The 15,032-nt window shown below is 71.4% G+C and carries 13 protein-coding genes; 5 read left to right on the top strand and 8 right to left on the bottom strand.

The genetic code is table 11. From position 1 onward, the window contains the following. Positions 1-15: 15 nt before the first annotated feature. From EBH09_RS23725 to EBH09_RS23710, 4 genes are all read right to left on the bottom strand, one after another. Complete coding sequence (locus tag EBH09_RS23725; protein WP_121748960.1) at positions 16-438, bottom strand: TadE/TadG family type IV pilus assembly protein; 423 nt, start codon at positions 436-438, stop codon at positions 16-18. Further along, complete coding sequence (locus tag EBH09_RS23720; RefSeq protein WP_121748959.1) at positions 435-1,697, bottom strand: AAA family ATPase; 1,263 nt, start codon at positions 1,695-1,697, stop codon at positions 435-437. Before EBH09_RS23720 ends, EBH09_RS23725 begins: the two co-directional genes overlap by 4 nt. 8 nt (positions 1,698-1,705) lie before the next feature. Next, on the bottom strand, positions 1,706-2,413 hold the full coding sequence (gene cpaB / locus EBH09_RS23715) for a Flp pilus assembly protein CpaB (protein WP_121748958.1): 708 nt from the start codon (positions 2,411-2,413) through the stop codon (positions 1,706-1,708). Positions 2,414-2,496: 83 nt separating this feature from the next. Continuing rightward, positions 2,497-3,363 (bottom strand): hypothetical protein, encoded by an 867-nt coding sequence (locus tag EBH09_RS23710; protein ID WP_121749513.1) that lies wholly within the window; start codon positions 3,361-3,363, stop codon positions 2,497-2,499. Between the two features lie 392 nt (positions 3,364-3,755). Here EBH09_RS23710 and EBH09_RS23705 point away from each other — a divergent pair, with 392 nt between their 5' ends. Further along, positions 3,756-5,453 (top strand): glycoside hydrolase family 18 protein, encoded by a 1,698-nt coding sequence (locus tag EBH09_RS23705; RefSeq protein WP_238697424.1) that lies wholly within the window; start codon positions 3,756-3,758, stop codon positions 5,451-5,453. A gap of 233 nt (positions 5,454-5,686) precedes the next feature. Here EBH09_RS23705 and EBH09_RS23700 read toward each other — a convergent pair whose 3' ends face one another. After that, positions 5,687-6,325, bottom strand: coding sequence for a ScbR family autoregulator-binding transcription factor (locus EBH09_RS23700; protein WP_121748956.1), 639 nt, complete (start codon positions 6,323-6,325; stop codon positions 5,687-5,689). 157 nt (positions 6,326-6,482) lie between these two features. Between EBH09_RS23700 and EBH09_RS23695 the strand changes: the two genes are divergently transcribed. Continuing rightward, the gene (locus tag EBH09_RS23695) at positions 6,483-7,496 is read left to right on the top strand and encodes a ScbA/BarX family gamma-butyrolactone biosynthesis protein (RefSeq protein ID WP_238697423.1); all 1,014 of its coding nucleotides are present in this window, start codon (positions 6,483-6,485) and stop codon (positions 7,494-7,496) included. Positions 7,497-7,525: 29 nt separating this feature from the next. Beyond that, positions 7,526-8,371 carry an NAD(P)H-binding protein gene (locus EBH09_RS23690; protein ID WP_121748954.1) on the top strand — a complete coding sequence of 282 codons (846 nt, stop codon included), beginning with the start codon at positions 7,526-7,528 and terminating at the stop codon, positions 8,369-8,371. A gap of 68 nt (positions 8,372-8,439) precedes the next feature. Here EBH09_RS23690 and EBH09_RS23685 read toward each other — a convergent pair whose 3' ends face one another. The 3 genes from EBH09_RS23685 to EBH09_RS23675 all read right to left on the bottom strand — a co-directional run bounded on the left by EBH09_RS23685 (position 8,440) and on the right by EBH09_RS23675 (position 11,823). Beyond that, the gene (locus EBH09_RS23685; protein WP_238697422.1) at positions 8,440-9,672 is read right to left on the bottom strand and encodes a cytochrome P450; all 1,233 of its coding nucleotides are present in this window, start codon (positions 9,670-9,672) and stop codon (positions 8,440-8,442) included. A gap of 31 nt (positions 9,673-9,703) precedes the next feature. Continuing rightward, positions 9,704-10,948 (bottom strand): ATP-binding protein, encoded by a 1,245-nt coding sequence (locus EBH09_RS23680; RefSeq protein WP_121748952.1) that lies wholly within the window; start codon positions 10,946-10,948, stop codon positions 9,704-9,706. Positions 10,949-11,136: 188 nt separating this feature from the next. After that, positions 11,137-11,823 (bottom strand): ScbR family autoregulator-binding transcription factor, encoded by a 687-nt coding sequence (locus tag EBH09_RS23675; RefSeq protein WP_121748951.1) that lies wholly within the window; start codon positions 11,821-11,823, stop codon positions 11,137-11,139. 400 nt (positions 11,824-12,223) lie between these two features. On the opposite strand from EBH09_RS23675, the gene EBH09_RS23670 reads away from it, so the two are divergent. Together EBH09_RS23670 and EBH09_RS23665 are read left to right on the top strand one after the other, a co-directional pair. After that, a complete protein-coding gene (locus tag EBH09_RS23670; RefSeq protein WP_121749512.1) occupies positions 12,224-12,988 on the top strand; it encodes a response regulator transcription factor in 765 nt (254 codons plus the stop codon). Positions 12,989-13,110: 122 nt separating this feature from the next. After that, positions 13,111-14,883 carry a biotin carboxylase N-terminal domain-containing protein gene (locus EBH09_RS23665; RefSeq protein ID WP_121748950.1) on the top strand — a complete coding sequence of 591 codons (1,773 nt, stop codon included), beginning with the start codon at positions 13,111-13,113 and terminating at the stop codon, positions 14,881-14,883. Positions 14,884-15,032 lie beyond the last annotated feature (149 nt).

Genomic DNA, 15,032 nt, shown 5'->3' with positions numbered 1-15,032 from the left:
GCGGAGTACGGCATCTCAGTCGGTCTCCTCCTCGACGGCTCCCGCGTGGCCGTGCACGGTGAACGGGAAGCTGACCGTGCCCGGGAAGAGGATGGGCACCTCGATGCGCACGTCGGCTGTGACATAGCCGCCCGCGGTGTCGCAGCTCACCTCGGCGCCCCCCTCCCACGCGCCGGGCAGCTTGTCCCGGCCCGCCTCCTGGCAGGCACCCTGCCGCGCCCCCCGGTCCGCCGCCGTCGCCGCCCGTACCGCCTCGTCCGCAGCATTACCCGCGAGCGTGTACGTGTATCCCACGAGTACGAGCTGCCACAGCACCACCAGCGTCGCGATGATCACCGGGGTCATGCCGAGGAACTCGATGGTGACCTGGCCCGCGTCCCCTCCGGCGGGCCGGACGTTCCGGAGCCGGGGCCGGAGCCGGCGCCGTAAGGCGTTCATCCCGCACCGTCCTTCCGCCGCCGGAAGCTCGCCGACCCCCGGTCGCCGCCGCGGAACCGGCCGCCGCCCTTGCGGTGGTCCGCCTCGGCGGCCCTGACCAGCCCCAGTTCGCCCGCGAGGGCCCACAGGGCCTGCTTCACCGTGCCCCTGCTGTCCAGTTCGTGGACGCGGCCGGCGTCCACGGCGCCCTGGAGCTCCTTGAAGTTGGCGGGGACGGTGGTGCCCGCTACCGCCGTGCCGGTGATCTTCTGGATCAGCGGGGGCTGGATCTCCGTGGCCCGGGTGTGCCGGTTGACGACCACGGTGGTCTCCTCCGCCTTGCGGATCTGCAGCCGGTCCCACATCCGCACCGCCCGCTTGGCGCCCCGCACGGCGACCACGTCGGGGGTGGTGACCAGCAGCGCCGAGTCGGCCATCTCCACGGCCGCGGCGCCGGCCCCGCCGAGCTGGGCGCCGCAGTCGAGGACGACGACCTCGTAGCGGGCGCGCAGGGCGCTGACGATCTGGCGGGTGGCGCGGTCGGTGACCTCCTCGCCGCGCTCTCCCTCGCCGGGGGCGAGCAGCAGGGCGAGGCCCGTGTCGTGGCGGAAGACGGCGTCGGCCAGGACACGCGGGGAGATGTCCGTGATGGTGGCGAGGTCGACGACGGAGCGGCGGAACTGGACGTCCAGGTAGGAGGCGACGTCGCCGGCCTGGAGGTCCATGTCGACGAGGGCCGTGGGGCGGCCCGACGCCTGTGCCGCCAGGGCCAGTTGGATGGCGGTCATGGTCGCGCCCACGCCGCCCTTCGCGCCGCTCACGGTGACGACGGTGCCGCCCGCTCCGGTGAACACGTCGACGGCGCTGCCGAGGTGCCGGCGTACGCCCACCGACCACTGGGCCACCGCCTGGACGCGGCTGGCCAGTTCCTCGTAGCCGAGCGGGAGGGCGACCAGGCCGCGGGCGCCGTAGTCCATGGCGGCCTGGAAGAGGCCGGGGCCGGGGTCGGAGGTGACGAGGATGACGCCGACGGCGGGGAAGCGGAGGGCGACCTCTCGGATCAGCTCCAGGGCGGGGACCGGACCGATGCGTTCGTGGACGATCACGACCTCGGGCAGTTCGTCGACCGACTCGGCGGCGAGGCGGGCGAGGGTGTCGACGAGCTGGGTGGAGTCGGTCACCGGGGCGACCGGTTCGGCGTCCGGAAGCTGGCTGAGCAGGGTCGTGATGGACCGTACGGCGTCCGGGTCGCCGACTGCCGGGAGGATCCTCGTGGGCATACGGGCTCTCACTTGTCCTTCGCGAGTTCGTACGTCCGGTCCTTGTCGGGGACCGTGGTGTCGCCGCCGGGCGCCACCAGCGCGAGCCGGACCCGCTGGGCGAACGACTCGGCGTAGGTGATGCGCTGGGCGTCGATGGTGGACAGTGCGAAGGTGATGGGGACGGCGTCGGTGGGCTCCCGGTCCCGGCTGTTCTCGTCGGGCTTCAGCGAGGTGAGGTCGCCCACGTCGATGACCCTGGCGTTCGTGACGATGATCTTGGATTGCGCGGGGTCGCCCTCCCGCTCCCCCTCGAAGGTGGCGTACACGTTGACGCTGGAGCCGGGTGTGATCTTGCCGGCGACGCCGGTCGCCGCGTCGATCATGATGGCGACCTCCTGCTGCCCCGGTCGCAGGGCGGGCTGGTCGACGATCATGTCGCTCTGCAGCAACGAGCCCTTCTTCAGCGTCGTCACGGCGATCTTGCCCCGGACCTGGCCGAGGTCGGTGACGGCGTTCTCCGACAGCCAGCGCTCGGGCATCTCGATCTTCTCGAACTGCCCCGCGCCGAGGGGCGTGTAGGGCTGCACGTCGGTCTTGAGCCGGTACGCGGTGACCTCGGGTCCGACCTTGGACTTCACGTCGTTGACGACGGAGAGCACGCCGGCGAAGGCACCGAGGGCGCAGAGGACCGACAGGATCAGCAGGATGATGCCGCGGCGCTGACGGGAGTTCATGTGCCGTGCAACCTCATTGGGGGAATCGGTCGAACCGGATCGGATGGCGGGCGGGCCGAGCGAGGGGAGCTGCGCGCTACGGCCTACCCGGTGAGGGCCCGTCTCTCACGGCGGCGGCCGAGAGCGGCGTCCCGGCGGGCGCCGGGCAACGCCGGCGCCGTGTCGTGCACCGGTGGTGTCGCGGAGCAGAACACGCACCGGTCGCCGATGACGTCGATGCCGCACCAGTGGCAGGTGCTCTGCCGCACCGACGTGACCAACTGGTAGAGGACCGAGAGGTCGGGCAGGTAGGCGCAGAACTCGGTCACCTTCCCGGTGCCCCACCAGCCGGGGGACTCGGCCGGCAGCGGCATCTCCCGCAACCCCTGCACCCGCCAGGACGGGGCGAGCGTGCCGGCGACCCAGTCGGACGGCAGCCGGCCCTTGGCGACCAGCAGCCAGGTGCCGAACTCGGGTCCGTCGAGGGCTGCCTCGGGGCCGATCCGCACCAGTTGCGGCACCGGATGCGCCACGACGCCGAACTGGCTGCCCGGCATCCAGGACCTGGCGTGCGACTTCAGGCCGACGGGGACGTGGTCGAGCCGGGCGACGGAACCGAGGAGCGCGCCGGCGTGGATGTAGTGGGTCAGGAGTCGGCCGGCCGAGGCGAGGACGCCGGGGCTGAGGTCGCAGGAGGCCAGCTGCCGCAGCTGACGGGCCAGCACGGCGAGTCCGAGCGGGGGCAGGGGCGGCCGGAACAGGGCGATGCGGTCGGTCTCCAGCAGGGCGCGGACGGTGTGCAGCCGTCGTTCCACGCTCTTCGGGAGGGCTTGCGAGCACACCACGATCACGTGCCCGTGCTGGTCGACCAGCGACTGCAGCTCGGCCAGCACGTGCTCCAGCGGACGCCGTTCGAGGTCCTGGAGCACGACCGCGGGCAGCGTCCGTTCGTCCTGCGGCGGCAGTGCCATGTCGGCACTGGTCACGGCAATGGCAGTTGGCACGCGCGGCTCCCCGTCTCCCCATGCCCGTCGGTCTGCCGGTGTCACTGCGGCACACCCGGATGACTTCACTGCGTGACTACCTGAGCACTGTATCCACGCGTCTGTGACCGGAGAACAGCGTTTCTGTAGCTGTGGAACAACTTGTGTTGCACAAGGTGCGGCAAATCGGGGCAGGTTGAGCATTTTCCGGCGGGCGACCGAGCGGTGAACGGGCGAGCAGGGGTGGCCACCCCGGCGGGCGCCAAGTCCGGCGAGCGACCGTGAACTTGGTCCGTACCTACCCCTTGACACCCACAATTGGTCTGGACCACCTTTACCTCAATGCCCCCACTCCCCCACCGGAGGCCTCAATGGAGCCCGTGCACAGACGGTTCGGCGGACGGACGAAGTTCTGGGCGGGAGCCGTCACCGCCGCGCTCGCCCTCTCGGTCACGGCCGTCGGCCAGGCGTCCGCCGCGGACGTCAACAACGCGAAGAACGCCGGCTTCGAGGCCGGTCTGAGCAACTGGTCCTGCTCGGCGAACAGCGGTACGAGCGTCTCCTCCCCGGCGCACGGCGGCTCGGCCGCGCTCAAGGCGTCACCGAGCGGGCAGGACAACGCCCGGTGTTCCCAGACGGTGAAGGTGAAGCCCGGCTCGACGTACACGCTGAGCGCGTGGGTCCAGGGCGGGTACGCGTACCTGGGCGTGACGGGCACGGGTACGACGGACGTGTCGGCCTGGACCCCGGACTCGGCCTCCTGGAAGCAGCTGTCGACGAAGTTCACGACGGGCTCCTCGACGACCTCGGTGACCGTGTACACGCACGGCTGGTACGGGCAGTCGGCCTACTACGCCGACGACCTGTCCGTCTTCGGCCCCGACGGGGGCGGCGGCGACGGTGAGCCGGAGCCCACGGTCCCGTCGGCACCGGCGGGCCTGAGCGTCTCCGGTACGACGTCCTCCTCGGCATCGCTCACCTGGAACGCGGTGCCGGGCGCCACCGGCTACAACATCTACCGCGACGGTGCGAAGGTGACGGCGGTCACCGGCACGTCGGCGACGATCACCGGCCTCGCGGCCTCCACGTCGTACTCCATGCAGGTCACGGCGACGAACGCGGCCGGTGAGTCGGCGAGGTCGGCCGCGGTGACGGCCCGGACGACGGAGCAGGGCGGCGGCGGGGGCGGCGACCTGCCCAAGCACGCGGTGACCGGCTACTGGCAGAACTTCGACAACGGGGCGACGGTCCAGAAGATCTCGGACGTCTCCGCCCAGTACGACATCATCGCGGTCTCCTTCGCGGACGCGACGACGACGCCGGGCGCGGTCACCTTCAACCTCGACTCGGCCGGGCTCGGCGGCTACACGGTCGACCAGTTCAAGGCGGACGTCCGGGCGAAGCAGGCCGCCGGGAAGAAGGTCATCATCTCGGTGGGCGGCGAGAAGGGCACCGTCTCGGTGAACGACTCGGCCTCCGCGACGAACTTCGCCAACTCGGTCTGGTCCGTGATGCAGGAGTACGGCTTCGACGGCGTCGACATCGACCTGGAGAACGGTCTCAACCCGACCTACATGACGCAGGCCCTGCGCGCCCTGTCGGCGAAGGCGGGCCCGGACATGATCCTGACGATGGCGCCGCAGACGATCGACATGCAGTCGACGTCGGGCTCGTACTTCCGCACGGCGCTGAACGTGAAGGACATCCTCACCGTCGTCAACATGCAGTACTACAACAGCGGCACGATGCTGGGCTGCGACGGCAAGGTGTACGCGCAGGGCACGGTCGACTTCCTCACCGCCCTGGCATGCATCCAGCTGGAGAACGGCCTCGACCCGTCCCAGGTCGGCCTGGGCCTGCCGGCCTCCACCCGTGCGGCGGGCGGCGGCTACGTCTCCCCGTCCGTGGTGAACAACGCCCTCGACTGCCTGACGAAGGCCGTCAACTGCGGTTCCTTCAAGCCGTCCAGGACGTACCCCGACCTGCGGGGCGCGATGACCTGGTCCACTAACTGGGACGCGACGGCGGGCAACGGATGGTCGAACGCGGTGGGGGCGCACGTGCACGCGCTGCCGTAAGCGGTCCGCCCCGGAGAGGCGGGAGAGCCTCGGAGCCCCTCGGGGTCTCCGGGGCTCTCTTCGTGCCGGGCGGCCCGCGCGGCCGGCGCGCCGCGTCGAGCTGCCCCGGGGGCCGTAGAGGGACGATCTGCCCGAGTACGTTGAAGGTCTGCCGAAGTCTTCAACGTACTCGGGCAGATCGGATCGACGGCCCTGCGAAAAAACCGGGTGGTCCGGTTTCCCGGCGGTGAGCGCTACGACGCCGCGGCCGTCTCGGCGATCCGGTCGGCCCGGTCCGGGGCCAGGTCGAGCGACGCCAGCACGGCCGGCATGGCGATGCTGGGCATGAGGTGGTGCTGCAGGACCGAAAGGCGCTCCGCGAGGTCCTCGTAGTCGCTCAGGGTCTGCGACATCATCTGCAGTCCGGCGAAGGCCCCGACGTAGAGGTCGGCCGTGGCCCGGGGGTTCACGTGCGGCAGCAACTCCCCCTGCCGGGCGGCGGCGTCGAGAAAGCGCTGGTTGGCCTCGCTCCACCGCAGGAACGGGCCGCGCCGGTCGAGACCGTGGGCCTGGTGGTCGAGTGTGAGGCGCACGCTCGCCCGTACCAGGGGGTCGGTACGGAGCCGGTAGGCGAGCAGCATGCCCACGTCGACCAGTTCCTGAAGCTTGGTCGACTGGGTCGGCACGGCCTGTCCGGGCTCCTGCTCACTGAGCACGCCCGCCGCCAGGTCCTCCTTGGACTGGAAGTGGAAGTAGAGGGCGCCCTTGGTCACCCCCGCCGTCTTCAGAATCTCGGTGATCGTCGCGGCCTGATAGCCCTGCTTCTCGAAGACGGACGCCGCCGCCTCCAGGATCGTGCGGCGCGTACGGATCGCCCTGTCCTGCTTTGCCACGTTCTGGTGCCTTCCTGCTTACCGGGGCATGCCGTTCTCATGTCCCCTTGTACTTGCTTCCCCTCAACCATGGAAACAAAACCGCTTGGTATGTATCTTATGCAGCGTCTGCGATCGAACGCAGCCGTCGAACGACATGCTTTTCTGGGGGAGAATCATGACGACAGCAGCTTTTCCGGACATAAGTACAGACCAGTCGGAGGCCGGTTCGGCCGACGCACCGAGTGTCACCGCCGCACCGGCCCTCGCAACGGCCGCCAAACCGACCGCCGGCCCGGCGGCCAACCCGGTGACCATGGAGCTGGTCCACCGCACCAGCGAGCGGGACGCCTTCCCGACCGCCTGGACGCACATCGACGAGAACCGGTTTCTCGTCAACGCCCGCTGGCCCCACGACCACCCGTTCTTCGCGCCGGCACAGGACCGGCGGCACGACCCGCTGCTCATCGTGGAGACCATGCGGCAGACGACCATGCTGATCACCCACGCCGGCCTGGGCGTCCCCGTCGGACACCACTTCCTGCTCTCCGCACTGGGGTTCACCGGTCACCCGGAACACATGGCCGCGGGTGACGCTCCCATCGACATCGACGTGGAGGTCACCTGCTCCGACGTCCACCACCGCGCCGGTCACGTGGCCCGCATGCGCAGCGAGCTCGTGCTGCGCCGCGCCGGGCAGGTCATCGGCAGCGGCTGGGGCCAGATCAACTGCACCAGCCCGCAGGTCTACCGCCGCCTGCGCGGCAGCCGCACCGACGCCGGCTCCTGCAAGCCGCACACCCCTTCGCTGCCGCCGCACCAGGTGGGCCGCACCGACACCGCCGACGTCCTGCTCTCGCCCTCGCCGCAGCAGAACGTGTGGCGACTGCGCGTCGACACCGGCCACGGCACGCTCTTCCAGCGTCCCAACGACCACATACCCGGCATGCTGCTTCTGGAGGCGGCCCGGCAGGCAGCCCGTGCTCTGGTCTCCCCGGAGCCGTTCGCGCCGTTGAACGGCGACATAGCGTTCAGCCGGTACGCCGAGTTCGGCAGCCCCTGCTGGATCCAGGCGCACGAGCTGCCGGGTGCGGAGCCGGGGAAGAGGGCGGTCCAGGTCACCGGGCACCAGGACGACCGCCTCGTGTTCCGCTCCACCATCACCGCGGACGCGCCGGGCGGCCGGGCGTGAGAGGGTCCGAGGAGCGGGGGGCCGGTCCCGTGATCCTGGTGACCGGAGCGACCGGGACGGTGGGCCGGGAGGTCGCCCGCCTGCTCGCCGGCAGGTTCCCGTTGCGCATCCTGGCGCGGCGGCCGGAGCGGGTGCGGATCACCGGGGAGCGGGTCCGGGTCGTCGCCGGCGACTACGCGGACCGCGCCTCCCTCGACCGGGCCCTCAAAGGGGTGCGGGCCGCCTTCCTGGTGACCAACAGCCCGGTGGAGCCGGACGACGAACGGTTCGCCGCCGCCGCTCGCGCGGCCGGTGTGCGCCACCTGGTGAAGCTGTCCGCACACGCGGTCGCCGACCCGGGGGCGGACGACTTCGTCACCCGCCGCCAGCGCGACAACGAGGCGGCCGTGCGCGCCAGCGGGCTTGCCTGGACCTTCCTGCGGCCGCGTCGGTTCATGTCCAACACGCTGTCGTGGGCCGGGAGCATCCGGTCCGAAGGGGTCGTCCGCGCGCTGTACGGGTCCTCGCCCAACGCCACCGTCGATCCGCGCGACATCGCCGAGGTGGCGGTCCGGGCCCTGACCGAACCGGGGCACGAGGGCAGGTCGTACGCCCTGTCGGGTCCGGAGCCGGTCAGCGCCGCCCAGCAGACCGCAGAGCTCTCGGAGGTGCTCGGCAGGCCGCTGCGGTTCGAGGAGCTGTCGCCCCGGCAGGCGCGGGAACAGCTGCTGCGCCGCTATCCGCGGCCCGTGGCGGACGCCCTGCTGGACAGTGCCGTACGTCAGCTCACCGGTGCCAAGGCGACCGTCGGCAACACGGTCCTGGAGGTCACGGGCCGCCCCGCGCGCTCGTACCGCACCTGGGCGCGCGACCACGCGGCGGACTTCGCGGCCTGACGCACCGGTGCGACGAGGGCCTTGCCGGATTGTTCGGCAAGGCCCTCGTCCATGGCGGCGCAGGGACGTCAGGGACGCAGCAGTACGGGCAGCCGCTGAGGTCCGTTGGAGAAGAAGGACGTCAGGGGTTCCGGCCGGTGGTCCGGTTCGGCGAGGGCGAGGTCCGGGAAGCGCCCGAACAACTGGGAGAGGGCGATGACGGCCTCCATGCGGGCCAGGGGGGCGCCGAGGCAGTGGTGGACCCCGTGCCCGAAGGCCACGTGGTCGCGGCGGGCCGCCCGGGTCACGTCGTACCGGTCCGCGTCCGGGCCGTGGACGTCCGGGTCGCGGCCCGCTCCGGCGAGGGAGACGAGGATGGGTTCGCCCGCGCGGATCACCACGTCGTCGAGGGGGATGTCCTCGACGGCGTAGCGCAGCGGGATGTGGGCGCCCGGCGGCTCGTGGCGGAGGGTCTCCTCCACCGCGTCCTCCCAGGAGGAAGGGCCGGAGCGTACGAGTGCCAGCTGGTCGGGGCGGGCGAGCAGGGCGTGCACGCCGTTGACGATGAGGTTGACCGTGGTCTCGTACCCGGCGGAGATCATGAGGAGGAGGGTGTCCACCAGCTCCTGCTGGGTGAGCCCGCTCCCTTCCCTGTCGTCGCGCGCGGCGATGAGTCCGCTGGTGAGGTCGTCGCCGGGCGCGGCCCGCTTGACCTCTATCAGGTCGTTCAGGGCGGCGTAGAGCTCCCGCCCGTTCACCTCCGCCTCCGCCGGGGTCAGGGAGCTGAGGAACGTGTTGTCGATGAGCCGGCGCAGCCGGTCGCGGGAGTCGTCGGGGATGCCGAAGAGTTCGCAGATCACCTGGACGGGCAAGGGCTCGGCGAACTCGGCCCGCAGGTTCACCGGCCGGCCGGCGGGAGTCCGGGCGAGCCTGTCGAGGAGGTCGCCGGTGATGGCCTCGACGCGGGGCCGCAGCGCTGCCGTGCGGTGGGCGGTGAACGCCTTCGACACCAGCTTGCGCAGCCGGGTGTGGTCGGCGCCGTAGGCGGTGATCATGCTGCGTACGGAGACCCAGATGGCCAGCGGCCAGGTCCGGGGGACTTCCCCGTTGATCCAGGCCGGCCAGTGCCGTTCGGCGTCCTTCGAAACCCGAGGATCGGTCATCAGCCGCTTGACCAGCTCGGCGCTGGTGACGGACCAGGCCGTTACTCCTCCCGGCAGGCTCACCGGCACGACCGGTCCCCGCTCACGGATCCGTGCGATCTCCGCTTGGATGTCCTGCCCGGACGGGTCGATGACGAAGGGGCAGCGCTGGGATTCCACGGACTGTCTCCAAGAGTTCTCGGTAAGGGGGTTACGCGGACTGGGGACGGAGCGGGACATGGATGTCGACGCGCGTGCCGGTGCCGGGAGTGCCCCGGACGGTGATCCGTCCGCCGATCTCCGCGAGCCGCTCGCTCATCGCGCCGAGGCCGTGGCCGGGACGCCCGGGCGGCAGCGGGTGCGCGGGGTCGAAACCGGCCCCGTCGTCCTCGACCCGGACGTACATCCACCGCCGGGTCACGCGCGAGGCGACCGTCACCCGGTCGGCCCCGGCGTGCGTGAAGGCGTTGCGCAGACATTCCCGTACGACGAGGAAGACCTCGAACCGCCATGCGTCCGGGACGAGTCGCTCGTCGCCGCCGGTGGCGACGGACACGGTGACGGAGGCCGGTGCGGCCTGGGCGGAGAACCGCCGCACGGCCTGCTCCAGCGGCGGTACGGCCGTCTGCTTCCGCAGACTTTCGACGAGGCCTCTGGTGTGGCCGGCCGCCTCGCGCAGTGCGGCGCCGACGGCCGCCAGATGCCCGTCCGGGTCCGCCGCTCCCGCGGCGTGCGACTCCAGCCGCCGCAAGGCCAGTTCCAGACTGGTGCCCAGCTCGTCGTGGAGGTCGCGGGCGATCCGGCGCCGTTCGTGCCAGAGCCGGTCGGGGTGGCGGTCCGCGGACCGGACGGGAGCGGTGTCCGCCCGTATCACGCGGCCGAGCGTACGGGTGAGGCCGGCCGCGCGGGCCGGCGCGGTTCCGCTGCCGTCGTCGCCCTCCAGGACGTGCAGCACCGCACACTCCATGAGCAGGGAGGAGACGGCGGCCGTCTCGGGGCAGTCGGGACCGGCGCCGACGGCGGGGCCGGTCCGGCGGCTCGGGGCCCCGGCACCCGGATCGGGCGTGCCGGGCGGGGCGTCACCGGCCGGCCGGTCCTGTGCCCGCGCGGCCTCCCGCAGAACGCGTCGTGCGTACGCGAGCAGTACGGGACCACGGGTGGCCGCGTCGGCGCCGCGGTCGTGCAGCAACGCGGGCAGCGCCGCCTCGAAGCGGCGCAGGACGGCGGCCGATTCGGCCGGCGGCAGCACGTACTGCGCGGTGCCGCGGGAGGCGGGCCGGGCGAGCGCGCCGGGCCGCGACGGGGCCCGGCGGGGCCGGGCCCGGTCCCTGCTGCCGGAGAAGCCGGCCGCGGACCGGGCCAGGCCGTCCTGCAGCGCCACGGCGAAACCCTCGCCGACGACGGCTTCCAGAAGCCCGGCACCTGACTGACCGGTGAGGCGGGGTGGGGCGTCCACGGTTCTCCTCGAATGAGTGTGCCCACGGCAACCGTGTGGACAAGGAGCGGGATCGGCTGAGGTGCCGCGCCGATGTGGTCACCAGACGGTAACAAACCGGATATCCCGTTTGTCAAGGAGTTGCGGGCCTCAGAACCACGCCGTGTGAGGGCCGCATGACGCCCCGTACCGGTACCCCCGGTCTCCGTTCAGAACCGGAGGGCAGGGTTCGCCAGCCGCGGCGGGGCGTGGTCCGGCAGGCTCCGGGCGGGGACCGCCAGGGAGTCGACGCCCGCGGGATCGAGGCGGGCGAGCGCCTCCGGTGTAGCCAGCCGGGGAAGCAGCAACTGCCAGAACCCGGTCAGCGAATACCGGGACAGCCACTCCGAGTTGCGCCTCCCCAGGACCTCGAAGCCGGTGGTGGCCGCGACGATGGTGGCGGCCATGTCGGCACGTGGCACCCCCGACACGAGGCTCCCTTCGCCGGCCGCCTCCGTCAGCAACTGCTGGACGCAGTCCTGCCACTGCCGGCGGAGGTCCACCTCACCGTTGCGCGTGCTGTCACCGCTGAGCCGGAAACCGGCCCGCGTGACGGTGTCCCGGCGCAGCAGGTCGGCCAGGGCGTGCGATGTGTCCGTGAGGGCCTGCAACGCGGTGGCCTTCCTGCGGTAGACCCCGCGGGAGGCGGCGCGCAGCGCGTGGGAGGCCTCGGCCTCCACCGCCGCCGCGACGGCGGCCTTGTTCTCGAAGTGGAAGTGCAGCGCTCCCGTGCTCACTCCGGCACCTGCCGCGATCAGCGCCAGTCTGGCCTGGGCATAGCCGTACTGCTCGAACACGGCGGCCGCCGACCGGATCAACGCGTGGCGGGTGCGCTCGGCCCGTTCCTGCTTGGTCAACGGAGCCTCCTCTCGGCGGTGAGGAGCCAGGCGGCAAGGCCCGGACGGGCAGCGGCGGGAGTCGGCGGCTCCAGCACTCGGGGATGAGGCTGCATCATGCACCTATGAAACCAACTTTCTGGTTTGATTTCCAGCGGCGATGCACGGCTTGGCGGGAAATCGCGTCGGCGTCCCGCGACAGGAGGGCGAGCTCGGCGGTGGCGGTTCATGACAGTGATCTTCGCAGCTCAAACGGCTAATCACGCGGAGATGGAGGGGAGTTGACCACCCGGTGACCTGTCACGTGATGCCATGACCAAGCCTTTGGCAGAGCTTTGACAAACCGTCGAAGCGGTTTGTACTCTCTTGAGGAACGGTCGGCTCGCGGCGTGTGCGCCGCACGAACGTGCAGGAGCAGCAGATGAATCAGCAGACCGCCCATCTACTCGAAAGCCGCATACCGGCCCAGCAGTCCGCCCGGCGCGCCTCCTCACCGCCCGGCCGCACGACCGAGGCCCGTGCGGCGCTGCGCGTCCTGGTCGTGGAGAACGAGGCACGTGCCGCCGAGTCCCTGGTCATGGGCCTGCGCAGGCACGGATACCAGGCGGAGAGCGTGGACACGGGCGCCAAGGCCCTCCGGGCCCACACCGAAGCCGACCTGCTGCTCCTCGACCTGGACCTGCCCGATCTGGACGGTCTGGAGGTCTGCCGTGGCATCAGGTCCGCCTCGGACACCCCGATCATCGCCATCACCGCCCGCGACACCGAGCTGGACCGGGTGCTGGGTCTGCAGGCCGGATCCGACGACTACATGGTAAAGCCCTACGGCTTCCGGGAGTTGATGGCCCGCATCGAGGCCGTCATGCGACGCGTACGGCCTCGGCCGCCCGTCGCGCACGTCATCACCAGCGGGCCACTGTGCATCGACGCGCGCACGCGCCAGGTGCGGATCGACGGCGGGCCCGTCGAGGTCACGCGCAAGGAGTTCGACCTGCTGTACCTGCTCGCGTCCCAGCCCGAGACGGTCATCTCGCGCAAGCAGCTCATGACCCAGGTCTGGGACGACTCCTGGTCGCGGCCCGGCCGCACCATCGACACCCACGTCAGCAGCCTCCGCAGCAAGCTGGGTTCGAGCAGCTGGATCATCACCGTCCGCGGCGTCGGTTTCCGCTTCGGGCACGCCTGACGCACGCACCGCGTGCCGGTCTTCCGGCGCAACGGATTCCGGGTCGCCCGGCCCGGCTGCCCGTGCGCAGCGCGCCCGCTGTCCGTCAGACGCCCCTCACCAGTCAGGAGAAGAGAGCCATCGTGCGCAAGGTGCTCATCGCCAATCGTGGCGAAATCGCTGTCCGTGTGGCCCGGGCCTGCCGGGACGCCGGGATCGCGAGCGTGGCCGTCTACGCGGACCCGGACCGGGACGCTCTGCATGTCCGCGCCGCTGATGAGGCGTTCGCCCTGGGAGGTGACACCCCCGCCACCAGCTACCTGGACATCGCCAAGGTCCTCAACGCCGCACGCGAGTCCGGCGCGGACGCCATCCACCCCGGCTACGGATTCCTCTCCGAGAACGCGGAATTCGCCCAGGCGGTCCTCGACGCCGGCCTGATCTGGATCGGCCCGCCCCCACACGCCATCCGCGACCTCGGCGACAAGGTCGCCGCCCGCCACATCGCCCAGCGCGCCGGCGCCCCCCTGGTCGCCGGCACCCCCGACCCCGTCTCCGGCGCGGAAGAGGTCGTCGCCTTCGCGAAGGAACACGGCCTGCCCATCGCCATCAAAGCCGCCTTCGGCGGCGGCGGACGCGGCCTCAAAGTCGCCCGCACCCTCGAAGAAGTCCCCGAACTCTACGACTCCGCCGTCCGCGAGGCGGTCGCCGCCTTCGGCCGCGGCGAATGCTTCGTCGAGCGCTACCTCGACAAACCCCGCCACGTGGAAACCCAGTGCCTCGCCGACACCCACGGCAACGTGGTCGTCGTCTCCACCCGCGACTGCTCCCTCCAGCGCCGCCACCAGAAACTGGTCGAAGAAGCCCCCGCCCCGTTCCTGACCCAGGCCCAGGTCGACGAGCTGTACACCGCCTCCAAAGCCATCCTCAAGGAAGCCGGCTACGTCGGCGCCGGCACCGTCGAATTCCTCGTCGGCACCGACGGCACCATCTCCTTCCTCGAAGTCAACACCCGCCTCCAGGTCGAACACCCCGTCACCGAAGAAGTCGCCGGCATCGACCTCGTCCGCGAAATGTTCCGCATCGCCGACGGCGAAGAACTCGGCTACGACGACCCCGCCCTGCGCGGCCACTCCTTCGAGTTCCGCATCAACGGCGAAGACCCCGGCCGCGGCTTCCTCCCCGCCCCCGGCACCGTCACCCTCTTCGACCCACCCACCGGCCCCGGCATCCGCCTCGACGCCGGCGTCGAAACCGGCAGCGTCATCGGCCCCGCCTGGGACTCCCTGCTCGCCAAACTCATCGTCACCGGCCGCACCCGCGCCGAAGCCCTCCAACGCGCCTCCCGCGCCCTGGAGGAATTCACCGTCGAAGGCATGGCCACCGCGATTCCGTTTCATCGCAGGGTGGTCCAGGACCCGGCCTTCGCGCCGGAACTGACCGGTTACATCAACCCGTTCAGGGTGCACACCCGGTGGATCGAGACAGAGTTCGTCAATGACATCAAGCCGTTCGCGGCTCCCGCGGGCACCGAGGCGGACGACGAGATCGGCCGGGAGACGGTCGTCGTCGAGGTCGGCGGCAAGCGCCTGGAGGTCTCCCTCCCCTCCAGCCTGGGCATGTCGCTGGCCCGCACCGGCCTGGCGGCCGGCGCCAAGCCCAAACGCCGCGCGGCGAAGAAGTCCGGCCCCGCCGCCTCCGGCGACACCCTCGCCTCCCCCATGCAGGGCACCATCGTCAAGATCGCGGTCGAGGAAGGCCAGGAAGTCCAGGAAGGCGACCTGATCGTCGTCCTGGAAGCCATGAAGATGGAACAGCCCCTCAACGCCCACAAGTCCGGCACCATCAAGGGCCTGGGCGCCGAAATCGGCGCCTCCGTCACCTCCGGCGCCCCCATCTGCGAGATCAAGGACTGACGACGGCCCCGTACGATGACGGCCGAAGGCCCCGCCCATCCGGGCGGGGCCTTCGGCCGTGGCCGCCGCACCGGGGCGGTGCGGCGGCCCGGCACTACGCACCACGGCCTCGCCCGCCCGGCCCCGGGCCGCGCCCGCCGAGGGTCCGG

The organism is Streptomyces sp. E2N166, from assembly GCF_003671715.1.
GTDB classification, from domain to species: Bacteria; Actinomycetota; Actinomycetes; order Streptomycetales; family Streptomycetaceae; genus Streptomyces; species Streptomyces thinghirensis.
The sequence above is the reverse complement of the archived record's forward strand: the minus strand, read 5'-3'. Positions and strand labels throughout refer to the sequence as shown.

Bases quoted from the DNA above. Each gene is read 5' to 3' on its own strand.
- EBH09_RS23725 (WP_121748960.1), bottom strand. From the start codon at position 438: ATGAACGCCTTACGGCGCCGGCTCCGGCCCCGGCTCCGGAACGTCCGG.
- EBH09_RS23720 (WP_121748959.1), bottom strand. From the start codon at position 1,697: ATGCCCACGAGGATCCTCCCGGCAGTCGGCGACCCGGACGCCGTACGG.
- cpaB (WP_121748958.1), bottom strand. From the start codon at position 2,413: ATGAACTCCCGTCAGCGCCGCGGCATCATCCTGCTGATCCTGTCGGTC.
- EBH09_RS23710 (WP_121749513.1), bottom strand. From the start codon at position 3,363: ATGGCACTGCCGCCGCAGGACGAACGGACGCTGCCCGCGGTCGTGCTC.
- EBH09_RS23695 (WP_238697423.1), top strand. From the start codon at position 6,483: ATGACGACAGCAGCTTTTCCGGACATAAGTACAGACCAGTCGGAGGCC.
- EBH09_RS23670 (WP_121749512.1), top strand. From the start codon at position 12,224: ATGAATCAGCAGACCGCCCATCTACTCGAAAGCCGCATACCGGCCCAG.